Here is a 23,446-nt window from a genome sequence, read left to right as displayed (position 1 = left end):
AGCGCTAAGATAATGATTGGCTGCTATAAAGTAAAAAACGGTGGGCCGATATAAATACAGTATATAAAAACTGTCACCGTACAAAATTTTAGAGCTAGTTTTATTTGAGGCGTGTCGAATACTCACAACTAGACACTGCTTATAGCTTTGGTAACGACGACCAGTTAGCCATAAAGTCTTGATGACGGGCGCTACCATCAGCTTGAGCAAAGGCCTTTAAGTAAGCAACGCTTTGCTGCTGCCAGTAATCAAAAGCTGGTGAAGATAGTTTGCCAGTTAGGCGCAACCAACGTAAGTAAATCAACCAAGTGTTGAGTACATCGGACTCACAATATATCGATAAAGTTTGCCAATCCTCAGCTGCGACTAAAGCCCCAACCATACTGCCATCTACAGCCGTTTTACCAGGTAAACCGTACAAACTAGCTACTACGTCCATAGCTTCACGACGACTAGCGCCGTATTGGCTAAATCTATCCATCAGATCAAGGTGGCGGGTTTGGAAACGATTGACGTAATTATCAAAGCGCATGTTTTTGATACGCTCACCTTCTTCAAACAGCCAAGGCGCTGATAAATTATACTGCATAGCACGGTAGATAAGCACTGGGATATCAAATCCAGAACCGTTCCAGCTGATTAGCTGCGGCAGTTTTTCAACTTCATTAAAAGCTCGGAAAAACTTAGTTAGAATCTCTTCTTCACTGAACCTATCAGCCGTTAGAGAAAATAGGGATAACTGACCGCCTTTAATATAGAGCGCAGAGATACAGACAATACGCTGCAATGGCAAACGCATAAAATCGTGGCCAGCTTCTTGCAGACGAATAGCGGTTAGCGCTGATAAAGTGTCGGCATCATTGAGATCGCTCAGCTGCGGATAAATGCGATGTGCGGCAGCAGTATCAGCGACGGTTTCAATATCAAAGACCAATACTGGATTAGCGGGTAGGGCATATGTCATAGATAGCTCTCTTACTAGTCACTATTTTCATTATTGTTAGCGGGCTTATTTATTAGCTGATCATTCACTAGTTTTAGCCAACTGACTGTCATAATAAGCAACAAATCAGTTAACTAGCTAGCCATTATCCAAGTCGTCGTTAATATTATAAAGACCCGTTGAAAGGTAACGATCGCCACGGTCACAGACAATAAAAGCTATGACAGCATTTGGGTTATCCTTAGCAATCTGTAACGCTGCCCAAGCCCCTGCACCAGAAGATACTCCAGCAAAAATACCTTCAGTTTTAGCCATCTTGCGCATATAAACTTCAGCGGTGTACTGGTCGATATCCATAATTTTATCAACGATATCAGCGTCATAAATACCGGGCATATAAGCAGCGGGCCAGCGACGAATACCAGCAATAGAAGCTTCTTCATCAGGTTGTAAACCGATAATTTGTACTGCTGGGTTTTGCTCTTTTAAATACTGTCCTACGCCAGTAATAGTACCAGTAGTACCCATAGAGCTAATAAAGTGAGTAATTTTACCGTCTGTTTGTTGCCATAATTCTGGGCCAGTAGTCAAATAATGCGCCTGTTTATTATCGGGATTATTGAACTGATCTAATACTATCCCTAAGCCATCGTTTTGCATCTGTAGCGCTAAATCACGCGCCGCCTCCATACCTTCATCAACTTCAATCAAAGTAGCACCATAAGCGATCATCGCATCTTTGCGCTCTTGGGTTGAATTAGTCGGCATTAGCAAAGTTATAGGATAGCCACGCATGGCGGCAACCATAGCCAAAGCAATGCCAGTATTGCCACTAGTAGCTTCTATTAAAGTATCACCAGGCTTGATATCGCCACGCTGCTCCGCTTGATAGATCATGTTAAAGGCAGGACGATCTTTCACTGAGCCTGCAGGATTGTTACCTTCAAGCTTAGCCAACAGCTGCGCACCGTTATCGATGTTTTCTAGTTTAGGTAAACGGTACAGCTTGACCAAAGGCGTCTGACCTACGCAATCAGCAAGGGCAGTTGTTTGGGTGATAAAGTTGGTATTCGCTATGGTCGTAGACGACATAAGGCATCCTAGAGTATCGTTTAATGGGTATTATCAATGAATAACTAACCGGTCAATTTTGTTTTTGCTCTATCATTTTGAAGACCAAAAAGTGCTGTGTCAGTATATCAGGTTGTTTTTCGCTGCGCTCAAGGCAAGTACTATTATTGGTAACTGGCTTTTATTAAGTGCATTTATCGAACCGCATCCAATGATAGGTTACTGGTTAGATAACTGATAAAATAATCGCTATAGTCAGCTTGTTAGTGATAACTATACAACGGTAAATGAGGTTTAAACATAGCATGGCATACAAAAAACGCTTTAATACTAGTAGTGCTTATGGTCAACTTATTATATTGGTTTTTTTGCCGATATGCTTGTTAGCAGCAGTAGGTGGTATTTTGGTGTTTTACGAAACCATGCGTGCCAGCAACTCAGAACAAGAAGCATTAGCCGAAGCGGTATTGATCCGTTATAAGCCTATGGTGACAGAGCTTATTCCCGATCTACAGTTTGGGGTGTCATCGTCTGATACTGACCTGACTAACCCTGATATCAAGTCGCAAGAAGCAATGGCGACCCTAGCTGCCATTCGCGATAAGCTTAGTCGTATGCAGTCTGAGCAACATGTGCAGCGTATTGCTATTATCGATGAGGACAATAAAGTACTGGCTAGCGTCGGCTATGGGGTTAACGAAACTTGGCCAGCTGTAGACAGTAATCAACGTGCTTTGTCTAAACAAGCGACGTCAGTGGGAACGGCTTACGGTAGTATGTTGGGCGAGTTTAAAGGCCAAAAGTTATGGCTGCTCATTGATATGGATAACGAGCCTTTATATATTGCGCGTTACCGTATTGCAATGGCCTTGGTGATTACCGGTTTATTCACCATATTGATATTACTACTCAGCCTTAATATCTATGCTAAGCGTTGGATTGCTCCCATCTATGAGCTACGCTTGCGCTTGCAACGTACCCATGTCGATAATCTATATAAGCCTATTCTGGTCGAATCTGACGGTGAATTGAACTTATTACAACAAGATTTAGTCAAAGCCTTACGCCGTCTGCATAGTAGCTTTCAAGAGCTCAAAGATCATGCTGAACAAACCGAAGATGACTTGCGTTTGGCCTTTGATGAGATGGAGATGCAAAACATCTCTATCCGTAATGCACGCGATGTCGCTATTTCAGCTAGCGAGTCAAAGTCGGCTTTTTTGGCTAATATCAGTCATGAGCTACGTACGCCACTCAACAGCATTGATGGGTTTATTAACTTGCTGGCGCGTCACGGTGAGCTAAATTCTGAGCAAGATTTATATGTACAAACTATTCGTAAATCCTCAGCGCATCTGCTAGCTTTAGTCAATGATGTGTTGGATTTTTCTAAAATTGAAGCGGGTAAATTGCTCCTTGATAGCCACGAGTTTGATCTGTATGACACTATCTATGATGTCGTAGATATGCTGTCACCAGTCTCTGCAGAAAAGGGCCTACGTACCGCCGTATTGTTTTATAACGATGTGCCAATGCGTATCAATGGCGATGCCATGCGCCTCAAACAAATACTGACTAATATCGTTGGTAATGCCATTAAATTCACAGACAGTGGAGGAGTGGTAGTGCGAGTGAGCTTGGACGACTATCAAGAAAACTACCTTATGATTAGCGTGCAAGATAGTGGCAAAGGTATCTCAGAATCGGATCAAAAAATGCTGTTCCAGAGCTTTAGTCAAGGTGATCCTTCTATTACTCGTCAGTATGGTGGCACAGGATTAGGCCTAGTTATTTCCAAGCAATTAACGCGATTGATGGGTGGTGATATAGGCTTTTATGACAATGCGCGAGAGAATATTGACAATCAAGGGGCGACATTTTGGTTTCGGATGCCTGCTCATGTTGACGTATTAAAAGCGGCGACTGGTCAGACTATTGCCTTACCAGTGTTAGCACCTTTGGCTAGCGCTGCCGATGAGTTTCATGTGTTAGTTTGGATCAATCATACAGCCTCTAGACAAGTACTAAAAGCTAGCTTGCAAAACCTGCCGATTAAATTGACCCAAGCCAACTCTTTACCAGGGGTACTCGAGTCACTAAAGGAGCAAGGAAATTATTGGGATTGGGTTATCGTCGATAATGATACTCAAGATGACATGATGGCATTGCTAAAACAAATTCGCTTACATTATCAAGGTAAGCTGGCGGTATTTGGTTATCAAGTTGCCGCTGATCAGGCGTTATTGAATCGCTATCATGCCAATATATTATATGAGCCATTAGACAAGCGTCAGCTATACGCTATGCTAGATACTCAAAAGAGCAATACCCCTATAAAAGCCCAGCTGCCAACTTGGCAAGGGGTTACAGTGCTGGCAGTTGACGATCACTTACCGAACTTACTAGTATTGGACGCACTATTGAGTGAGCTTGGTATCAAGGTAGTGACTGCTAGCAGCGGCTTTGAAGCTATTGAAATTATTAGTAAGCAACAGTCAACAAGCACCCAAACACTTAAGCCTAAACCTGATAGCTTATCGAAAAAAACTCAAATATCAAAAGCGGAAACTCGTGAGCAAGTCAGTAGTATGCCCATGTCACAAAGCACTAGTGAAGACAACCTACGTATTGACGATAAAGACCGTATTAAGCTTATCTTTATGGATATCCAGATGCCACGTATGTCAGGGCGTGAAGCCGCAGCACAAATACGAAAAATAGAGCATCCTGATAGTCATATTCCTATCATTGCCTTGACTGCGCATGGTCTGGCTGATGAGCGCGATAAGCTGATTGCCAGTGGCATTGACGACTATGTAGGCAAACCTATTAGCCAACCACAGCTACTACAAATGCTGCAAAAATGGCTGGGACGTACTACTAATACCAAAGCCGATGGTTTAGCAGCGCCTAATAATGAAACGGCAGTGACTAGTGTCAATATGCTTAAGCATAGCTTAGCTATAGATGAAGAACTAAGCGATGGTTATAGCGCTGAAGCCAATATGATTGGTAGTGAGAGTCGCATAGGGGCTAGCAGCATCAATAGTGATGTCAGTATGGCCACTAGTGCCAAAGATACAGTACTGCAAGCTGATAAAAGAATAGCTAGACCCTTAGCCCTAAAAAAAATTAGAGACGACTACTTACGTGATAGCCAGCCAAATGATGGGTATTGGCATAAGACTACGCAAGCTCTACAACCACGTAATCAAAGTCTGTCTAATGAACAGTGGCTATTAGAAATAACTACTGATGTAGAGCAAGGTTCGCAGTTGCATAGCCATCTCAGTCCTATGCTAGTCAATCAGTATCCCTCGCAGCAACCATTAATGGTTACTAATGACAGTACTATATTGAAAGATAATTCAGATGCTTTAAGTATTCTGGATTGGGAAGATGCTCTGACTCGTGCAGCAAACAAGCCAGATCTAGCTGCCAAATTGATACTTATGATGCTGGAAACTATCGCCGATGAAAAAGAGGCACTATCGCAAGCGTGGCAGGCACGTGATCGCTATGAGCTATCACAGATTGCCCACCGTATTTTAGGTGGCAGTCGCTATACTGGCGTACCTCAACTGCGCCAAACTAGCCAAAACCTAGAAGACAAGTGCCTACTAAACTTGCAACATACTACACCGGCACAATTTGCGATGCTCAAACCTTATTATGAAGCGCTTTTATTGGCATTGACTCGGCTACAAACGCTTGATTTATCTTCCTATACTCAGCTGAACTACCATCGCCTTAATGAAAATGATATGAACTGGAAAATGATTTAACGCTTTTCTTGAATGTAGGGTCAGTTATTGCTAAGGCTGTTTAGAGACAACCCTGCTATGATTTATAGCTTAATCAACTCAATTTATCGTTTATTGTTACTTATTCATCGTAAAGGATTGCCATGCACGCTGTTGCCTCCTATCAGTATCAAACTCTACAAGTCACGGTCAATCAAGCTATCTTGACGGTGACTTTGAATCGGCCCCAAAAAAAGAACGCTATGAGCTTTGCGATGATGGCTGAGTTAATCGCTGTTGCTGCTAAGATTAGTAAAGATAAGGCTCTGCGCGCGGTCATCATTAAGGGTGCTGAAGGCACTTTTTGTGCTGGTATTGATTTGAGTGATCTTAATCAGCCTAAAAACCAAGCTTATGCGTTGTGGCAACTTATTAAACCGCGACAAAGCTTATTCCAACGAGTTTGTTTGGTCTGGCGTGAGCTGCCTATTCCAGTCATTGCAGTACTAGAAGGTCACTGTATTGGCGCCGGGCTACAACTAGCGCTGGCTTGTGACATTCGTATCAGTCATCCTGAGTGTCAACTGTCAATCATGGAAGCAAAATGGGGACTAGTGCCAGATATGGGACTTACTCAATCAGCATTAGGCATCATCCCTGCTGATATATTAAAGGAGCTAGCAATGACGGCTCGTGTTATCAGTGCTGAGCAAGCGCACGCATTAAGTTTAGTTAGCCATTGTAGCGATGAGCCGTTAAAGCAAGCACATACTTTAGCTGCCGAGTTAGCACTGCGCTCACCTGACGCTGTATTAGCCAGCAAACGTATTGTCAATGCGATGTATCAACAGTCAGCCCTAACGCTGTATAAAGAAAAAGCTTGGCAAGTCAAATTAATGCTGGGAAGAAATCGCAAATTGGCTCTCAAAAAAGCTAAGGTAGCTGCTACTGAATTTAGCAAACGTCAATTTAGCTAGCCTCTGAGCTTTTATCTTGCTCATTATTAGCGTTAATTAAGTATAGCCATTTACTCAGACTATACTTGATAAGCGCTTGCCACCTATTGAAATAAAACCAGACAGTACGATATAACACTGTCCGGCTGCATTTTTGTGCGCCCTGATAACTCCTTTACTGTCAAATGGTCTCCGCTATGTCCGCTCCAAAACCTACTCTATCCTCTAACACTGCTACTCCTACTAGAGTGCGCTCGGCGGAGCTGCCTGTCGCCTGGATTATGATGTTAGGACTTATTGTGTCAGTCGGGCCGTTATCTATCGATATGTACTTACCAGCGCTACCGGCTATGGCTGATAGCTTTGGGGTATCAACCGCATTTATGGCCAACTCAGTACCAGCCTACTTTATAGGTTTGGTATTTGGTCAGCTGTTTTATGGCCCCTTTAGTGATCGAGTCGGCCGCGTCAAACCCTTATACTTCGGTATGACGCTATATATAATTGCCTCTATAATCTGTGCTACTACTAATAATGAATACGTTTTGTTCGCTGGTCGTACGGTACAAGCACTGGGAGCTTGCGTAGGAGCAGTAGTGACTCGTGCAGCTATTCGTGATCGTCTCACTGCTAGGCAAACGGCGAAAGCCTTTTCTATCATGATATTGGTAATGGGTTTGGCACCGATATTAGCACCCTCCCTTGGGGCCTTATTTTTACGGTTTTTTAACTGGCACTCTATCTTTTGGTTTTTAGCGGCTTTTGGTGCTCTGAATTTATTATTGACTAAGTTTTTCTTCTTTGAAACCTTGACTGAAGAGAATCGTAATGTGCAACCTGCTAAAGAAGTATTGAGTCAGTACTGGGACTTGTTAAAGGATCCTACCTTTAGTTATCCGGCGATTGGCGGTGGCTTGCTAATGGGCGCAATGTTCGTATACATTAGTGCCGCTTCTGAGTTAATCATGGATACTTATGGTATTTCAGCTACTCATTTTGGTTGGATATTTGGTCTCAATGCTGCTGGATTTGTAGCTCTAACCCAGTTGAATCAGTGGCTGACTAATCGCTTCCGCATTCTGAGTATTTTGCGTTTTGGGGCTATGATGCAGGTTATTTCTGCTGCAGCCCTGTTCGTCATTGGTTTAGTCCTTGGGACCGATGCTTGGTTACCCTTAGTGTTGGCGTGTATCTTTTTCTGTATTGCCGGTTTAGGTCTTACCCAACCGAATGCCTCTGCTATAGCCTTGGCCTTTCAGAAACGTCGCGCCGGTATGGCCAGCGCTTTACAAGGTTCATTGATGTTTTCAGTAGGTATTTTTGGGGGGTTATTACTGAATTTATTCCCCGTTAATCCGGTACTAAAGATTGGTACTGCCATGTTCGTACTCATGAGCTTAGGCTGCTATTTGATTTGGCAAATAGATCGCAATCTCAATCTTGATGATGCTGAGTAATAGGATTAAACCAATAGTTTCTTGATTACAATCAGTCAAAAAGCATTCAGAAAGTAGTTAATAGCATCCATAAATCAGCTAGATTTTGGATGCTTTTTTAGTACTCGAGTTTCTGTTTTTATCCTAATGCCCTGCAATTAATGGTCAAATCTATAGACAATAAAACTTTTTTTTCTACTATCCGTTTTTATTTATATAGCCTTTACTCCCTATTATATAGGCTTGCATAATTAAAAAATAGTCAACTTAATTCTATTTTTTATAAGACTGATCTAACAAGTTAATAGTTAACTATTAGTTATTTTCTTACTAAAATAGTGAATATTATCTAAATTACTTAGTTAGATAATTATCTACATCATAAGATATTTCATAAAAATTATCCTTGAAAATGTCATAGAATAAAAATTATCTGGAAGTCGTTTTTAGTCGGGCTTTTTTGATCTAGATTTATAGTTCTAAATGAGTAGTAATAGCGGTTTGCAAATCCAACTGAATCGTTAAAATAATGAGGTTTTAAGGCTTATCATGATAGGAAAATAAAAATAAACACTCAGGAATTTGTCAATTATTGCACTTATTGCAATCTTTAAAATTTAATTTAGACAAGGAAGTCAATTATGGATGCATCGCCACAATCGAGTACCAACACTCCTAAGAGTCGCTATGCCCCAATCATTATCTCGGTCATTATTTTCTTGATTTTAAGTTCAGATATTTTGATTACTAGTATCTATAACTCACTCAAAATCCTTGATTTACGAGCTGCAGTATCACTGAGTACTAAGCTTTAAAGCGACATTCAAATCCTAACTCAAGATACATACCTACTCAACACTATGCGCAGCGGTCAACAGCCTGCTAGTGTTACTCAACCGCAAGCCGTAAAAGTTGCTAAATCAACCCAAGAAATTGATGAAAAAATTACCATTCTAAAGCAGTGCGTTGATGTCAAGATTGGTAGCGATCAAGTCGCTTATGAAACTTTAACGAAGTCTGAACAGATAAAATTCGTCGAAGAAACCTCAAATTTATGGGCGCCTTACTCCAAAGCACTCACCACCATTATTGGGACACCAAGCCTAGCAGGTGAGAATTTTACTAACGTCTTACGTGGCCGTATCTCTGATACAGACCTCAATACCACGCAGCAATTTATTGAGCAGCTTTATAACCCTCGGGTTAAAGAAAAGCTAGTTGATGCTCTAAATCCTCTACATAAAGTCATGTTGCATAATGCCTCGAATGAAAAAGGGGCCAATAGCCGATTTTTGGACTTTAAGTTTCCTCGGGTTTATGAAGATAAAAGCATTGCGCGTATTTTAGTTAACATCAACGATGTTTCAGATGCTGTTTACTTAGAGCAGCGTTTAGAGAAAGAACGTAGCCAAAACGATATGCAAATCGAGATGCTTACTACTATTCTTAATGTTGAACCGACCACTATTAATGAGTTCATTAGCAATACGAAATTGTACATCGAAAAAATGAATAGTATTTTGAAAAATACTGGCAGCTCACAATATTAGCTGGAGAATAAGCTGAAAGCGATTTATCGTGACATGCATAGCTTAAAAGGCGAGTCCTCTGCTCTCAAACTGCACGGCTTTACTAAAATCTCATCGGAAGCCGGAGATAAGTTGCAGGCGTTACAGAACCAAAGCGAGCTAGCAGGCAACGACTTCTTGGCTTTGGCTATCCACTTGGATGAATTATTCATGTTATCTGAGACTATCGAAACCTTAGGCCAATGTATAAATTGAGAATTACCTACTAGCGCTATCAGCAGTAAAAATAGCAGTTTAATTAGTAGCGATAATAGTAGGGCGGGAAATTTAGTAACACTTAATGCCACAAAACCAGCTGACGATACTGCTGAAATCATGCCGCTAGTGGCTGTCCCTAATAATCTAGATGAAGCAGACCTAGAATCAGGTATATATATCGACTTAGACGATGAGCCAAACCGTTATCTCCTCTCTTATTATCAAGACTTTGCTCAAGATATCGCTGTAAGACAGGATAAGCAAGTACAGCTCAATAGTGAAACCTTAGCGAAAACTATTATTCCTGAGCATCTCAGAACTTCAATCAAAGAGATCAGTGTGCAGTTATTACGTAATGCTGTGGTACATGGAATTGAAGCGCCTGCTGCTCGGCAGTTAGAGGGTAAACCTATTGTTGGCATTATCGATATAGAAATTAAAAATGAGGGTCAAGACTTCATTATCATTCCGCAAGATGATGGTCAAGGTATCGACTACGACAGTATTCGTCACAAACTAGTGGCAATGAATCGTTATAGCGTAGAGCAGGCTAGCAATTTGAATCGCACTGACCTGTTAAAACAGCTGTTTTCTTCTGGGTTCTCTACTAAAGATGACGCAGATGAAGATGGTGGTTGCGGTGTTGGCTTGGATATTATCAAAGCTTAAGTCAAAGAACATGCTGGTAAGCTCAATGTAAAAAGTGAGTTGGATAAGATGACGCGCTTTGTCATTACCTTACCAGCAGCTTAATAAAGGATAATAAGTGCTCCATGTATAAATTAATGATTGTTGATGATTCAAATATTATTCGAAATCGTATTCAGCGTGCTTATTATTGAGGACAGTTCATGCTAGTGGCGACTGCTAACAGCGGGGTACAGGCTGTTGAAAAATTCAATATCCACTGTCCTGATGTGGTCACTATGGATTTGACTATGCCGCAAATGGATGAGCTTGAATGTATTGAAAGAATAATTACTCTTGATCCTGAAGTACGTATTTTAGTGGTGTCTGCTTTATCGGATAAATCTACAGGAATTCATGCTTTGTCGTTAGGAGGTAGTGGCTTTTTATGCAAACCGTTTTCAGAAGACGAGCTTATCGAATCGTTGTATGAGTTAGTACAAGAGTAACGTGACGTGACCTATGAAATGGATGCGATTATAAAAGAGAAAAAGTTACAAGTTTTTTTACAGATCATCTCCAACTATTTTGCCCAGCTAAGTGGTGAAGCCCTTAAGGTCGAGAGCCCTTATCTATCAGCTGATAAGCAGCCTAAAGTCTATGACTATACTGGGATAATCAGGGTGTCAGGAGAGCAAAAAGGCGTAGTATATTTTTCAGCTACCCAAAGCTTGTTGTGCTGTATTTTACAGAGTTTAGGGGAGATCGATGCCAGCGAAGAGAACCTAGTAGATATTGCTAGAGAAGTGGCGAATACTATCGCTGGTAATGCTCGTACTGAATTCGGCATTGATTTTATCATTGCCCCACCAGAAATAGTAGTAGGAGCACCTAGTGCTGCCTATTTGCCAAAAGATCGTAATAGCTATATTACCCCGTTTAGCTGGGGTGGTTATCAGGTGGTGATAGGGATTTGTATTGCTTAGTTAGCCCTGCTAGATCAATAAATAAACTACTGGAGCTTGGGTAGCTATATATGGTAAGATACAGCGCAGCTATTTTTATAATCTGTTATATCTGATTATAGCTTAAGTCTAGACATTCGGTCTGTTCGTAAGTAATAGCGTACTCTATAAACCAACCAATGACACACACATCATGACAAAAAATTGCTGGGTGTTTGGCGACTTGATTAATTTGCATTAATAATAATTTTACATAAATCATGTATCGATTATTAGCAAATGCGTGTTGCTAGATAGGCAGTTTTTGTGATGTGGAGGCATAACCCAACCACTAGGATATTGAACATGGCTACAGAAAATAAAAACCCTACCAAAATGCCAATGCGCGACTTATTACAAGCCGGCGCTCATTTTGGTCACCAAACACGTTTTTGGAACCCAAAAATGGGTCCTTATATCTTTGGTGCGCGTAACAAAATTCATATCATTAACTTAGAGCACACCGTAAAAGCCTTCAATGAAGCGCTTAACTACGTTAACGGCTTAGCTGCTAAGAAAAACAAAGTATTGTTCGTAGGTACTAAACGCGCAGCTAGCGGTGTTATCCGTGAGCAAGCAGCCCGCGCTGGCATGCCTTATGTTGACCATCGCTGGTTAGGTGGTATGTTGACTAACTGGAAAACTCTACGTCAGTCAATCAATCGTCTAAAAGAGCTTGAAAAACAAGCAGAAGACGGTACTTTTGCTAAGCTTACCAAACGTGAAGCGCTAGAGCGTACTCGCGATATGGAAAAACTAGAGCGTTCATTAGGCGGCATCAAAGACATGGGCGGTTTACCTGACGCTATCTTTGTCGTTGACGTTGATCATGAAGCGATTGCTATTAAAGAAGCCAAAAATCTTGGTATTCCAGTAATCGGTATCGTTGATACTAACTCTAATCCTGATAATGTTGACTACGTTATCCCAGCTAACGATGATGCTATTCGTGCGGTAACTCTATACGTAACAGCTATTGCTGATGCAATCATCGCTGGTAAAGAGTATGCACAAACTCAAGCCAGTGGTAATGCTGATCAACAAGCTAATGACCAAACTGATGAGCAAGCGCCTACTACAGAAGAAGCTCCTGCTACTGCTAAAACTGAAGAAGCTCCAGTTGCTGCAGCAGAAGAAAAAGCTGAGTAAGAATTATAGCGTAACAGTTTAAGCAAACAACAGGCATGATGTAGTTTTACTCGTCATGCCTTGTTGTTGATACGTGCAATAGAATTTAAGTACCTGTAATACATCACACTACTGAGGTAACTCTTATGACAGAAGTAAAAGTATCTGCCAAAATGGTAAAAGAATTACGTGACCGTACTGGTCTTGGCATGATGGAATGCAAAAAAGCATTAGAAGAGTCGAACGGCGATGTCGAAACTGCCATCGATAATCTACGCAAATCTGGTCAAGCAAAAGCTGCTAAAAAAGCGGGTAACATTGCAGCTGATGGCGCGATCATTATTGCTCAAGGTGATAAAAAAGCATTTTTGGTAGAGATCAATTGCCAAACTGACTTTGTAGCTAAAGATGATAGCTTCACAGCTTTTGCTGAAAAAGTAGCTAACATTGCGTTAGAGAATGACACTACTGATGTAGCTGCTCTTTCTGAGTTGCCTTATGGCGATGGTCAAAGTGTTGAAGAAGCCCGTGTATCTTTAGTACAAAAAATTGGCGAAAACATTCAAATTCGTCGCATTGAAACCTTACAAGGTGACAATATTGCTGCATACCGTCATGGTTTACGCATCGGTGTTGTAGTCTCTCTTGAAGGCGGAAATGCAGATACTGGTAAAAACCTAGCTATGCACATTGCTGCGTTTAATCCAGTTGCAGTCGATGATGAAAATGTAGCTGCTGATGTATTAGCACGCGAAAAAGACATTATTGAAGCCAAAGCTAAAGAATCTGGCAAGCCTGATAACATCGTTGAAAAAATGATTGAAGGTGGCCTACGTAAGTATCTAGACGAAGTAACTTTACTACGTCAGCCATACGTTATGGACAATGACAAAAAAGTCGGCGACGTACTAAAAGCTGAAGGTGTCAAAGTTCTTGGCTTTAAACGTTTGGAAGTTGGCGAAGGCATTGAGAAAAAACAAGAAGATTTTGCAGCTGAAGTTGCGGCTACCCAAGCGCTAGCTAATAAGTAACTATTGATTTAGTTTATAAAACTTATAGTCTGATAATATACAAAAGGCCTGTTATTTAATTAACGGGCCTTTTTTGTACTATGATTTAATGATTTATAGACAGTGCTTATATTTAACTATTAAAAAGCTTAGTTTAAAGCATTAAAAGCTGAGTTAGCATAGCTGGCTTTATTATTAATAGTACCATAACTGATATTTTGTAAACTTGGATTGGAGCTAGGACTATTAAGAGTAGGGTCGTTGAAACTACTGCCATTAAAACTACCGTTATTAAAACTACTGTTATTAGCTGATAAGCTGGCATCGCCTTTATAAAGACTATTATAACGATCCATTACTCTTTTTACATAGTTACGGGTCTCTCTAAAGGGAGGAATACCGTTATATTTATCGACATTACCTTCACCGGCATTATAGCCAGCTACTGCAAACTCGACATTATTGTTAAAGCGGCGCATCAACCAAGCAATATATTTGGCTGAGCCTTCGATATTCTCTGCAGGATTCCAAGCATTACTGACTTTGAATCGACGGGCAGTGGCAGGCATCAATTGCATCAGACCTTGTGCCCCTACTGGAGAGCGTGCATTCGGGTTAAAGGCCGACTCAGTATGCATCATCGCTTTCATCAGTCCAGGATCGACACCATGACGCGCAGCTGAAGCTATAATATAGCCATCATAGGCATTACGACTACCACTATTGCTCGCGGCACTGCTACCATAATTGCTAGCGCCATTATTGTTAGAGTAGCTGCTGGCATCTTTATAATAAGTCACTTTAACTTTTTTAGTGAAGCTATCAAAATTACCGCTAGGGTTGACATTAGTGAGCAGTACTTGCCCGCCTTTGTCTTTAAAAATGTACATATTGCCAGCGTGTGCACTAGCAGTTACAGTAGCTAAAGTGACCGTAGCGGCCAACAGAGATAGTAACGAGCAGCTAAATAAGGGCTTAATTTTTGTCATAAAAAATCACTTCTAATTAAATTATAGCAAGTTGCTCTATGCATAAGACACATAAGCTTAGGGTCTAACTCAGTAAAGTCACTACTGAGTCTTGCTAATAAAAATTATCTAATTGGCTATAAGTCAGCAATAATAATGATATCTGACGACACCATTTGTAATAAACACAAAAGACAATAGTTGTTTACTATAGCACAAATTGACTTTTAGCCCTATGAGATTACTGATAAGAAACGACAGAAAAGCAGATAAATTTTTAAATAAATCATCAAGATAGCTTTACAGTTAGTAACGCTCGGGCCAAAAACACCTTACTTAGCTACTATTAAAAACTACCTATCATTTAAAGGTACGAGAAAACTATAGCGTCAAAGCAGCGATAAAAATAGGCACCCAAACGGCAGTGACCAGTCCATTGACCGCCAAACCAAAAGCGGCATAACGCCCAGCAGTATGGCTAATTTGCCAAGCTTCTACTGTGCCAAAAGCATGAGCGGCAAGCCCCAAAGCTAAGCCTTTGACTCGGTCATCGCTGATACCGCGAAAAAGAAACCGTGATAAAGTCGCTCCTATTAAGCCTGAAACGATGATGATCAAGTTGGCAAGGGCTAGTGGGGCTTTGATTAGGCTAGCAACACTTAAACCAATTGGTGTAGTCACTGAGCGGGTGGCAAAGGCCAATATAGTCTCTTGACTTAAGGAGAATAAATAAGCTAAGCCCATTGGTAGCAGCGCTCCAATAACACTGGCGAGCAATACTATAACCATTAGGCGTTTTACTGGTAAGCCCTTAAAGTTCATTGCGGCTAGTGGTATGGCTAACAGTACAGTCACATAACCCAACAAGTGATCGAATACTGGTTTGGCAACGAAGTAATAATCGTTATAATCCCATTGCACAATAAATAAAAGCACTAATACTAGTACTAAAGCGGTAATCACCATTGGTAGCCATGATAACCGCCGCGCTAGAACTCTTGCTGCCACATGCGCTACTAAGGTTAATAGTATCGCTGCTAGGGTCGCAACCAACATATTATTAGAGCTCATGAGTGTTTCTTACCTAAAGTTGATGACTCACTGCTAGCTGATGGTTGTTTATCGGTATCAACCGTATTTCCTAGCCAGCGGTTGGTTAATAAAGCCAATCCCCATAAAGGTATCAAAGTGCTAATTGCCATAGTTAGCATTATGCCCCACAGCTCATCGCCTAGCCCAAATAATAAAATGCCTGCCCCAGCTGATACGGGCAAAAACGCAAAGCCACTATCGACTAATAACACATTGCTGGCTTTGGTTAGCCACTTTGGTAAGCCTTTGAGCGTTCGCCATATGACTAAAATCAAAAACATAGCTACCATAGCGACGACGTTAGCGGCCTGCTCAATACCGAATGAGCGACAGATAACAACGGCTGATTCTCTAACGGTAACTACCATTATTAGGGTCAATAAAATAGCCATCCATAGGGGCAGCTTGGAGGAGTGAAACATAGACAGTCCTTGCTATAGCAAGAGTTATAAAACATAAATTAAGGGGGCAATAGCGCGCAATTGGCAAGCATTGTTTGACAACAATAATCGACTTGCTTTAGTGGTTCTAGCGCGTTTGATTATATACATAATAAGGTCGTTAATAAACAAGCCGTGCTTGAAATGACGACACACCCTAAGCCAAATAAAAAAATGAGTATATCAGTTTTATTAAACCAATATACTCAACGAGCTGTCAAAAACATCACTTGTTAATAAGTGATATTATTGACTTTCAACATCATCACCGCCTAAATCAGCATCACTATCGGACTCAAATATTTGCTCATAGGTCAGATCTTCGCTAATATCTAGCTTGACTTCATCCTTATCTTCTTGCTGTTCAAAAGGTTCCAGCACTGGCAATAATAAGGTTGCTTGAGCTAATGGCAATACATCTTTTGGTAACAGATTAGCCTGACCTAATAGCTGGGTTAAGCGCTCGCTTGGCAGGCGTATAGTCAAACACTCATGACCACTATCGTCATAGCTTTCCTCTAGAATAACCCCAAGCTCATATAAAGTGTTTTTGAAGTGTCCGGCATTATAAGGCAGGGTCAAATCAAAAGTGGTCAGCGTACCAGTCATTAGTTGCTGTACGGCTAGAGATAACTCTTCAATCCCTAAGTTGTTTCTTGAGGATACATAAACACGATTAGGGTCACCTTCGCTAGCGTAACCGATATGTGCAGGTTCGCCAGTTAGATCAATTTTATTATAGACATTGAGCACGGGTACATCATTCTCGATCTCAGCCAGTACTGCTTTTACTGCTTCGATTTGCTCATGCATATCTTCGCTAGAAGAGTCAATAACGTGTAATAATAAATCTGCCTCTAAGGTCTCTTCTAAAGTGGCATGAAACGACTCCACCAACTCATGGGGTAGATGGCGAACAAAACCAACCGTATCGACTAACACTACACGGCCAACGCCTTGCCAATCTAAGCGGCGTAAGGTCGGGTCTAAAGTGGCGAATAGTTTATCAGCCGCATATATGTTTTCATCGACTAAACGATTAAATAGCGTTGATTTACCAGCGTTGGTGTATCCTACCAAGGAGATAGTAGGGACGTCTGATTTTTGTCGTCTCGCGCGACCTTGAGCTCGTGTTTGTCGTACTTTTTCGAGCTTGACCTTAAGCTGGCCTACTCGGGTTTGTAGTAAACGACGATCGGTTTCAAGCTGAGTTTCACCAGGACCACGTAGACCAATACCGCCTTTTTGACGCTCTAAATGCGTCCAACCACGTACTAAGCGCGTAGACAAGTGATTGAGCTGTGCTAGTTCAACTTGCAACTTACCTTCATAAGTACGAGCACGTTGAGCAAAAATATCGAGAATCAAACCAGTACGATCGAGTACTCGGCACTTTACCAAAGCTTCAAGGTTCCGCTCTTGTGATGGCGATAAGCTGTGATTGAATATTACGATATCGGCGTCATGTTCACTGACTAGTTCAGCGATCTCTTGCGCTTTTCCCGAGCCAACGAAATACTTAGCGTCAGGTCTTTGGCGTGAGCCTGTTACTAGCTCTACACGCTGCGCACCAGCAGAGTCGACCAGTAGCTCAAACTCACCTAAGTCATCAGGATCTTGAATCTGACGAATGTCTAAATGTACTAAAATGGCACGCTCGCCACCTTCATATCTTCCAAAATATTCCAAAGAGTATCACCTATTAGTTATGTAACATTTCATTGAATAGTAAATTGAACGCTGTTATTAAAATAGTCGTTAGCTAATAAATTACGTTCAGATGGTCCCTTATATAAGGTCTTATCTGTTGATATTAAAGGTTATTAGCCTAATTATCGATAACTTTGTGTTACAGGTTTTAATTTAATTATTAATATCCGCTAAGGGTTTGTCAAAAGTATTGGTGTAAACCTTATAATCCGTTAGGTGTTGAGTGAACAAATCATCACTGACTAACAGAATTTTGCTATACTTATTTCGCTTTTTGCAACGCTGTTAACTGATAAAATCTAACTACCTATAATATCTAATTGCATATAAAGTCTAACTATCTATAAGCTTTGAGAATACCTAAACAGCCGTTATTTAATGATGAGGGGCACAGATGAGTCAATCTAAGTCAAGAATTTCACTGAGAAAGCAATTGGGTCGTGGCAAACAGATAGCCGGTATGACCACGACTATTGCTGGTGGCTTACGCACTGCACAGCGTATCGGTGCTTTTAGAGAACCACCACGCGAAAAGCTACCGCGTTATATTCAAACCTTTTGTCGTAAAATGGCAGGCTCTTTTGGGGTAAAGATAATACCCATCGAACCTGTACCTCAGCATCATGGACTATGGGTCTCTAACCATGTTTCTTGGATGGATATTCCAGTGGTGGGTAGTGTCAGTCCAGCGTTCTTTTTATCGAAAGCTGAAATCGGTGAATGGCCAGTATTCGGTAAGCTGGCTCAGGCGGCAGGCACGGTGTTTATCGAGCGTGGCTCCGGTGATACTGGATCAGTAGCAACCCAAATAGCCAGTTTTTTGAATGAGGGGTTTTCGGTTATTTTCTTCCCTGAAGCGACTACTACTGATGGTACTAACATCAAACGTATTCACGGTACTTTATTGCAAGCGGCTATAGATACTGGTGTACCTATTCAGCCTCTAGTATTGTGCTATGTCAATAAGGACGGAGAACTGAGTAAAGATTTACCGTATTATGGCAAGCTGACTATGAAAGATAGTCTGAAAAAGGTACTCGACAGCAGGCATGTAACTGCTTATGTATTACCGCTTGAGCCCTTGGATCCTAATGGCTACAATAAGAGTCAGTTAACCAACTTATTGCAACAACGAATGCGAGATGGTTTAAAAGAGCTGCATGCTCGGGTATTGACTGAGCCAAACAATAACTCTACTTCCGTGCTATAAAAACACAGTTTTATGATTCTAAAGTCTTTATTTATTATCATTTAACCGCTATAAAAAAGGCGCAAATCATAATGGTTTGCGCCTTTTTTAGTTAAAAGCAATTCATCATTATAAGACAATGAGTATTATGGTGAAGGATTTGGCTGACGGGCATGTACAGCTTCAATAGCTTCTAATACTTCTGGGCTTAAAGTGATATTGACACTATCAATATTAGATTTTAGCTGCTCAATACTAGTGGCACCAATGATATTACTAGTCACAAAAGAGCGAGTGTTAACAAACGCCAAAGCCATTTGTGCCATATCTAAACCAGCATCAGCGGCAATCTTAGCATACTGTACGGTTGCTGATACTGCTTGTTCATTGATATAGCGATCAAAGCGATCATACTCAGTTAGACGTGCGCCAGCTGGGCGCTTACCGTCAAGATATTTACCAGACAATACGCCAAAGCCAAGTGGCGAATAAGCCAGTAAGCCTACGTTTTCGCGATGTGATATCTCCGCCATAGCAACTTCATACAGTCGATTGAGTAAGCTATAAGGATTTTGTACAGTAATAGGAGCAATCAAGCCATTTTTATCAGCTTGCGATAGATAGCTCATCAGTCCCCAAGCCGTATCATTAGACAGTCCATAAGCACGAATACGGCCCTTTTTAATCTCATCATTCAAGGCTTGAATAGTCTCTAAAAAAGGCGTCAAATCGTCTAACGACTGTGCTGCCATATCTTCGCTATACCCACGTTGACCGAAAAAGTTAGACTGACGCTCAGGCCAGTGTAGCTGATAGATATCAATATAGTCAGTTTGTAGACGTTGAAGGTTACCATCAATAGCGCTGCTAATGTGTTCAGCATTGAAGCGAGTTTTACCGTCACGCAAAAAGCTCATTGGAGAGATTTTGCTAGCTAGTACTACTTTATTGCGTTGCTTAGTTTTAGCGAACCAAGTGCCCATAAAGCGCTCAGTATCACCTTGCTTGTCTTTATCTGGTGGTGAAGGATACATCTCCGCGGTATCCCAAAAATTCACCCCTTCGCTAAGTGCTACATTCATCTGCTCATGGGCTTGGCTTTCACTATTTTGTTGTCCCCATGTCATAGTACCTAGACAAATTTTGGAAACCTTTTCATCGATTTGTGGAAGTGTTTGATACTGCATAAGATGTCCTTTAACGATTTGTTTTGATAAGTGGTGTTAACTATTTGGATGGTTTTAATGTTTTATAACCTTCCGTACTTTGTTAGCACCTACTATCTTAGCTTGATACCGGTAACGCCAGGTGGGGTTACTTTGAAAATTTTGACTTTGAATAGTACGGCTTGCCCAGCTAACGGATGATTAAAATCGACCTCAATCTCATCATCTTCAATGGCATTAATAGTGCCCGCGAGCGTGTTTTTACCCTTGTCTTCAAACTCAATCATCATACCAATTTCAGGATTATCAGCGATAAGTGCGAACTGAGCGCGGCTAAACTGCTGAATATTATCGGGGTTCCAGTCGCCAAAAGCTTGCTCCGGATCTAAGTGGGCACTACGAGTATCTCCGGCTCGCAAATTCATCAGTACTTGCTCAAACCCTGGTAATAAGCTCTCGTCACCGATAGTCAAAGATACAGGGGTCTCTCGACTAAAGGTTGAGTCAATCATAGTGCCATTCTCTAAGGACACTTCAAAATGTAGCTTAACTAGACTGCCATAAGTGATACGAGTATCTTCATTGGGATTAATAAATTGCGATTCATTGATAGTTTCTTTGGTCATAATCAGGAGGCCATCTATTGGTGATGTGAATGAAGGCAGTGCATTAATAATAGTCATAGAAATGATAAGCTAAATACAAAACCCTGTAAGCGTAAATAGTGTAACGCAAATGGTGTAAGATATCTGATGAATCTAGAAGACGGTAGCATTATCAATGACAAGCGAACAACAAAGCACTTTTCAGCAAGGAAAAGTTAGGAAATGGCAAGAAGACAAAGGCTTTGGTTTTATCGAGACTGAAGCTGGCGAGTCAGTATTTTTTCATGTTAGTGAGTTTAAAGCACCACGCAGACCGGTCAATGGTGATGAGGTAGTGTTTACCATCGGACCAGACAGCCAAGGAAGGATGCAAGCAAAGCAAGTACAAGAGCTAGAGTTTGTACAACAGAAAATCGCTCATAAGAATAAACAAATCCGTAAGCGTAATTCACACAAGAGCCAGCAAGCTGATTTTGAAGAAGGTCAGAAGAAACGCTTGTTTCTTGGCGTGGGCTTTTATGGGATGTTGATATTATTAGCGGCCACTAATAAGCTGAGCTGGCTAGTAGTTACTTGGTATATAGCGCTAGGAGTAATTACTTATATCGTCTATGCCAAGGATAAAGCTGCGGCGCAGAATAATAACTGGCGTACTGCAGAGATGACCTTGCATATTTTAAGTGCACTTGGTGGTTGGGTGGGGGCGATGATTGCGCAGACCTACTTACGTCATAAGTCACAAAAGCCTGATTTTCGTGTCGCTTATTATTTGACGGTAGTGATTAACTTGGCAGGGTTGTTATTTGTATTGGCAGGTGGCGATATCAAAGGGCTGTTGTAGGTAGTTAATAACACACTGTTGATGAAATTTATGCTGTAAGGATATGATAATCTACAGCTAATACACCGCGTTTTTTATCAATACAACCTATAAATTTGATCTGTAAAAACTCTATGATTTTTAATCTATAAATTCTCTTTTTCGGTGCTATTAAGATATAACAGATATAGTCATTAAATATTTCTATTAAGCTAATAAAATACTTTCGGATGTTGATGGAATTATTAATACTAAGAAATACTGGAGATAAAAGTGACTAAAAAATTCACTAGTATTGAAGTGATTAGACGTGAGAACGTTAAACTACTTATGCAAGAAACTAAGATAACAAGAAGTGATTTATCAAAAAATGCACAAATTAACTATGCGTTATTAGGTCATTACATAGGCAAGAATCCTAGCAAGGCTATTGGTGATGAAATTGCGAATAAGATTGAAATCTTTTTTAATAAGTCGAATAACTGGTTAGATCATGAACATAGTCAAAATAAAATATTGAATGAACCAAGTAATCTTTCAACAGATAGTAAAGGGAGGTCTAATAATTTAATAAACATACCTGTTTACAATAGATTTTCTTATCAAGAAGATGAAGATGAATGTATTTTTGAAGAAGTTGATACTATTTGTGGCTTTACTTTTGAGTTCTTTGAGAAAAAAAGTATAGATCCTAAAGATTTTAGGTTGGTCTATGCCATAGATAATAGTATGGAGCCATACATAAATGAAAAAGACAAAGTTGGGATAATTATAAATCAGAGATATATAAAAGATGGCAGCATATATGCCATACTTTTAGAAGGTAAATATATGATGTTAAAACAAATATTTATAGAAACGGGCGGCTTGCTCCGACTACATAGCTTTAATTCAGATTATTCAGATAAGTTAGTAACATTAGATAATAGAGATAGTTTGATTGTAGTTGGAAGGCAAATATATAGAGCTGGATAGCGTGAAGGATATGAGTGTGAAAATGTTTATTTGTGCTGGGCTAAAAGCACCAGCCTACAACAGAAAAAAACCCGCCATAGCAAGTTATGACGGGGTTTGTTTCTGCTAAGCTAAACAAATTCAGATTAGCGACTACGTTTGCTTTCTAAAAATATCATATCGATGATAATCAACAGCACACCGATGCAGATAGCCATATCAGCGACGTTAAAGATAGGATAATGCCAAACGTTGGCATAATGCACATGGATAAAATCGATAACGTGACCATGTAACAATCGATCGATCAAGTTACCTACTGCACCGCCAAGTACTAAGGCTAAACCAAGAGATAGCAGTTTGGCTGGACGTGGGGCTTTGATTAGATAGATAGTCAAAAATATCGACATCACTAAAGCCAACCCTGAAAAAAACCACTTTTGCCAACCGCCAGCATCTGCCAAAAAGCTAAAAGCAGCCCCGTAGTTATAAGCCAAAGTCCAATTAAGGAACGGCTCAATCACTGATAATGGCTCATTAAAAGTTAAGTTAGTTTCAGCTAGCCATTTAGTCCACTGATCGATAGCTAATACTATTAGTGATAGCGCATACCAGACAAACGCACGACTACCATTAGCAATCATTTTTGGAGTTTTACCCAAGCGTCCTTTGGGAACTAATGAGCTGCCAGTGGTAACATGGGCCGGCGTATGATTCATAGCTTTAGCGTCAGTTGATTGCGGCAGGCTACTAGTCTCTACTACCGTCTCATCCATGATTTCAACGCTATCTAGTTG

The 23,446-nt window shown here is 40.7% G+C and carries 23 protein-coding genes; 14 read left to right on the top strand and 9 right to left on the bottom strand.

Annotated features, from left to right (window positions below):
• Positions 1 to 139: 139 nt before the first annotated feature.
• Positions 140 to 964, bottom strand: a complete 825-nt coding sequence (locus tag KPY62_RS06325; protein ID WP_216581264.1) for a 3'-5' exonuclease — start codon at positions 962 to 964, stop codon at positions 140 to 142.
• Between the two features lie 117 nt (positions 965 to 1,081).
• On the bottom strand, positions 1,082 to 2,035 hold the full coding sequence (gene cysM / locus KPY62_RS06320) for a cysteine synthase CysM (RefSeq protein ID WP_216581263.1): 954 nt from the start codon (positions 2,033 to 2,035) through the stop codon (positions 1,082 to 1,084).
• Between the two features lie 284 nt (positions 2,036 to 2,319).
• Between cysM and KPY62_RS06315 the strand changes: the two genes are divergently transcribed.
• The 11 genes from KPY62_RS06315 (at position 2,320) to tsf (ending at position 13,726) form a co-directional block, all read left to right on the top strand.
• Positions 2,320 to 5,799 (top strand): ATP-binding protein, encoded by a 3,480-nt coding sequence (locus KPY62_RS06315; protein WP_216581262.1) that lies wholly within the window; start codon positions 2,320 to 2,322, stop codon positions 5,797 to 5,799.
• A 122-nt stretch (positions 5,800 to 5,921) separates the two neighbouring features.
• The gene (locus KPY62_RS06310; RefSeq protein WP_216581261.1) at positions 5,922 to 6,734 is read left to right on the top strand and encodes a crotonase/enoyl-CoA hydratase family protein; all 813 of its coding nucleotides are present in this window, start codon (positions 5,922 to 5,924) and stop codon (positions 6,732 to 6,734) included.
• A gap of 176 nt (positions 6,735 to 6,910) precedes the next feature.
• The gene (locus KPY62_RS06305; protein WP_416384029.1) at positions 6,911 to 8,170 is read left to right on the top strand and encodes a multidrug effflux MFS transporter; all 1,260 of its coding nucleotides are present in this window, start codon (positions 6,911 to 6,913) and stop codon (positions 8,168 to 8,170) included.
• A gap of 620 nt (positions 8,171 to 8,790) precedes the next feature.
• Complete coding sequence (locus KPY62_RS06300; RefSeq protein ID WP_216581260.1) at positions 8,791 to 8,964, top strand: hypothetical protein; 174 nt, start codon at positions 8,791 to 8,793, stop codon at positions 8,962 to 8,964.
• 45 nt (positions 8,965 to 9,009) lie between these two features.
• Entirely contained in the window at positions 9,010 to 9,699 is a 690-nt protein-coding gene (locus KPY62_RS13730; RefSeq protein ID WP_228730593.1) for a hypothetical protein, read from the top strand.
• Positions 9,700 to 9,732: 33 nt separating this feature from the next.
• Positions 9,733 to 9,933, top strand: a complete 201-nt coding sequence (locus KPY62_RS13725) for a hypothetical protein (RefSeq protein ID WP_228730592.1) — start codon at positions 9,733 to 9,735, stop codon at positions 9,931 to 9,933.
• Positions 9,934 to 10,053: 120 nt separating this feature from the next.
• Complete coding sequence (locus KPY62_RS13720; protein ID WP_228730591.1) at positions 10,054 to 10,605, top strand: ATP-binding protein; 552 nt, start codon at positions 10,054 to 10,056, stop codon at positions 10,603 to 10,605.
• A gap of 182 nt (positions 10,606 to 10,787) precedes the next feature.
• Complete coding sequence (locus KPY62_RS06290; RefSeq protein ID WP_228730590.1) at positions 10,788 to 11,072, top strand: response regulator; 285 nt, start codon at positions 10,788 to 10,790, stop codon at positions 11,070 to 11,072.
• A gap of 6 nt (positions 11,073 to 11,078) precedes the next feature.
• A complete protein-coding gene (locus tag KPY62_RS06285) occupies positions 11,079 to 11,549 on the top strand; it encodes a chemotaxis protein CheX (RefSeq protein ID WP_324033873.1) in 471 nt (156 codons plus the stop codon).
• Between the two features lie 324 nt (positions 11,550 to 11,873).
• On the top strand, positions 11,874 to 12,716 hold the full coding sequence (gene rpsB, locus KPY62_RS06280; RefSeq protein WP_216581259.1) for a 30S ribosomal protein S2: 843 nt from the start codon (positions 11,874 to 11,876) through the stop codon (positions 12,714 to 12,716).
• A gap of 125 nt (positions 12,717 to 12,841) precedes the next feature.
• Positions 12,842 to 13,726 carry a translation elongation factor Ts gene (tsf, locus tag KPY62_RS06275; protein WP_216581258.1) on the top strand — a complete coding sequence of 295 codons (885 nt, stop codon included), beginning with the start codon at positions 12,842 to 12,844 and terminating at the stop codon, positions 13,724 to 13,726.
• Positions 13,727 to 13,854: 128 nt separating this feature from the next.
• On the opposite strand, the gene KPY62_RS06270 is transcribed toward tsf, so the two are convergent.
• From KPY62_RS06270 to hflX, 4 genes are all read right to left on the bottom strand, one after another.
• A complete protein-coding gene (locus tag KPY62_RS06270; RefSeq protein WP_216581257.1) occupies positions 13,855 to 14,694 on the bottom strand; it encodes a lytic transglycosylase domain-containing protein in 840 nt (279 codons plus the stop codon).
• Between the two features lie 360 nt (positions 14,695 to 15,054).
• Positions 15,055 to 15,744 carry an LrgB family protein gene (locus KPY62_RS06265; RefSeq protein WP_216581256.1) on the bottom strand — a complete coding sequence of 230 codons (690 nt, stop codon included), beginning with the start codon at positions 15,742 to 15,744 and terminating at the stop codon, positions 15,055 to 15,057.
• Positions 15,741 to 16,187, bottom strand: a complete 447-nt coding sequence (locus KPY62_RS06260) for a CidA/LrgA family protein (protein WP_228730589.1) — start codon at positions 16,185 to 16,187, stop codon at positions 15,741 to 15,743. Before KPY62_RS06260 ends, KPY62_RS06265 begins: the two co-directional genes overlap by 4 nt.
• A gap of 264 nt (positions 16,188 to 16,451) precedes the next feature.
• The gene (gene hflX / locus KPY62_RS06255) at positions 16,452 to 17,894 is read right to left on the bottom strand and encodes a ribosome rescue GTPase HflX (RefSeq protein ID WP_216581255.1); all 1,443 of its coding nucleotides are present in this window, start codon (positions 17,892 to 17,894) and stop codon (positions 16,452 to 16,454) included.
• A 415-nt stretch (positions 17,895 to 18,309) separates the two neighbouring features.
• On the opposite strand from hflX, the gene KPY62_RS06250 reads away from it, so the two are divergent.
• Positions 18,310 to 19,125: a lysophospholipid acyltransferase family protein gene (locus KPY62_RS06250; RefSeq protein ID WP_216581254.1), complete on the top strand. Its 816-nt coding sequence runs from the start codon at positions 18,310 to 18,312 to the stop codon at positions 19,123 to 19,125.
• 125 nt (positions 19,126 to 19,250) lie between these two features.
• On the opposite strand, the gene KPY62_RS06245 is transcribed toward KPY62_RS06250, so the two are convergent.
• Together KPY62_RS06245 and KPY62_RS06240 are read right to left on the bottom strand one after the other, a co-directional pair.
• Positions 19,251 to 20,291 (bottom strand): aldo/keto reductase, encoded by a 1,041-nt coding sequence (locus KPY62_RS06245; protein WP_216581253.1) that lies wholly within the window; start codon positions 20,289 to 20,291, stop codon positions 19,251 to 19,253.
• 92 nt (positions 20,292 to 20,383) lie between these two features.
• Entirely contained in the window at positions 20,384 to 20,896 is a 513-nt protein-coding gene (locus tag KPY62_RS06240; RefSeq protein ID WP_216581252.1) for an FKBP-type peptidyl-prolyl cis-trans isomerase, read from the bottom strand.
• 154 nt (positions 20,897 to 21,050) lie between these two features.
• Here KPY62_RS06240 and KPY62_RS06235 point away from each other — a divergent pair, with 154 nt between their 5' ends.
• Positions 21,051 to 21,716, top strand: coding sequence for a DUF1294 domain-containing protein (locus KPY62_RS06235; RefSeq protein ID WP_216581251.1), 666 nt, complete (start codon positions 21,051 to 21,053; stop codon positions 21,714 to 21,716).
• Between the two features lie 252 nt (positions 21,717 to 21,968).
• Positions 21,969 to 22,670 (top strand): S24 family peptidase, encoded by a 702-nt coding sequence (locus KPY62_RS06230; RefSeq protein ID WP_216581250.1) that lies wholly within the window; start codon positions 21,969 to 21,971, stop codon positions 22,668 to 22,670.
• A gap of 125 nt (positions 22,671 to 22,795) precedes the next feature.
• On the opposite strand, the gene lspA is transcribed toward KPY62_RS06230, so the two are convergent.
• The gene (gene lspA, locus KPY62_RS06225; protein WP_216583180.1) at positions 22,796 to 23,425 is read right to left on the bottom strand and encodes a signal peptidase II; all 630 of its coding nucleotides are present in this window, start codon (positions 23,423 to 23,425) and stop codon (positions 22,796 to 22,798) included.
• Between the last annotated feature and the right edge of the window lie 21 nt (positions 23,426 to 23,446).

The sequence above is a fragment of the Psychrobacter sp. TAE2020 genome, assembly GCF_018919485.1.
Classification (GTDB): Bacteria; Pseudomonadota; Gammaproteobacteria; order Pseudomonadales; family Moraxellaceae; genus Psychrobacter.
The sequence above is the reverse complement of the archived record's forward strand: the minus strand, read 5'-3'. Positions and strand labels throughout refer to the sequence as shown.

Bases quoted from the DNA above. Each gene is read 5' to 3' on its own strand.
- KPY62_RS06245 (WP_216581253.1), bottom strand. From the start codon at position 20,291: ATGCAGTATCAAACACTTCCACAAATCGATGAAAAGGTTTCCAAAATT.
- KPY62_RS06260 (WP_228730589.1), bottom strand. From the start codon at position 16,187: ATGTTTCACTCCTCCAAGCTGCCCCTATGGATGGCTATTTTATTGACC.
- KPY62_RS06235 (WP_216581251.1), top strand. From the start codon at position 21,051: ATGACAAGCGAACAACAAAGCACTTTTCAGCAAGGAAAAGTTAGGAAA.
- rpsB (WP_216581259.1), top strand. From the start codon at position 11,874: ATGGCTACAGAAAATAAAAACCCTACCAAAATGCCAATGCGCGACTTA.
- KPY62_RS06240 (WP_216581252.1), bottom strand. From the start codon at position 20,896: ATGACCAAAGAAACTATCAATGAATCGCAATTTATTAATCCCAATGAA.
- cysM (WP_216581263.1), bottom strand. From the start codon at position 2,035: ATGTCGTCTACGACCATAGCGAATACCAACTTTATCACCCAAACAACT.
- KPY62_RS06300 (WP_216581260.1), top strand. From the start codon at position 8,791: ATGGATGCATCGCCACAATCGAGTACCAACACTCCTAAGAGTCGCTAT.
- KPY62_RS06310 (WP_216581261.1), top strand. From the start codon at position 5,922: ATGCACGCTGTTGCCTCCTATCAGTATCAAACTCTACAAGTCACGGTC.
- KPY62_RS06270 (WP_216581257.1), bottom strand. From the start codon at position 14,694: ATGACAAAAATTAAGCCCTTATTTAGCTGCTCGTTACTATCTCTGTTG.
- KPY62_RS06250 (WP_216581254.1), top strand. From the start codon at position 18,310: ATGAGTCAATCTAAGTCAAGAATTTCACTGAGAAAGCAATTGGGTCGT.
- KPY62_RS13725 (WP_228730592.1), top strand. From the start codon at position 9,733: ATGCATAGCTTAAAAGGCGAGTCCTCTGCTCTCAAACTGCACGGCTTT.
- lspA (WP_216583180.1), bottom strand. From the start codon at position 23,425: ATGGATGAGACGGTAGTAGAGACTAGTAGCCTGCCGCAATCAACTGAC.
- KPY62_RS06305 (WP_416384029.1), top strand. From the start codon at position 6,911: ATGTCCGCTCCAAAACCTACTCTATCCTCTAACACTGCTACTCCTACT.
- KPY62_RS06325 (WP_216581264.1), bottom strand. From the start codon at position 964: ATGACATATGCCCTACCCGCTAATCCAGTATTGGTCTTTGATATTGAA.
- KPY62_RS06315 (WP_216581262.1), top strand. From the start codon at position 2,320: ATGGCATACAAAAAACGCTTTAATACTAGTAGTGCTTATGGTCAACTT.
- KPY62_RS06265 (WP_216581256.1), bottom strand. From the start codon at position 15,744: ATGAGCTCTAATAATATGTTGGTTGCGACCCTAGCAGCGATACTATTA.
- tsf (WP_216581258.1), top strand. From the start codon at position 12,842: ATGACAGAAGTAAAAGTATCTGCCAAAATGGTAAAAGAATTACGTGAC.
- KPY62_RS13730 (WP_228730593.1), top strand. From the start codon at position 9,010: ATGCGCAGCGGTCAACAGCCTGCTAGTGTTACTCAACCGCAAGCCGTA.
- KPY62_RS06290 (WP_228730590.1), top strand. From the start codon at position 10,788: ATGCTAGTGGCGACTGCTAACAGCGGGGTACAGGCTGTTGAAAAATTC.
- KPY62_RS13720 (WP_228730591.1), top strand. From the start codon at position 10,054: ATGCCGCTAGTGGCTGTCCCTAATAATCTAGATGAAGCAGACCTAGAA.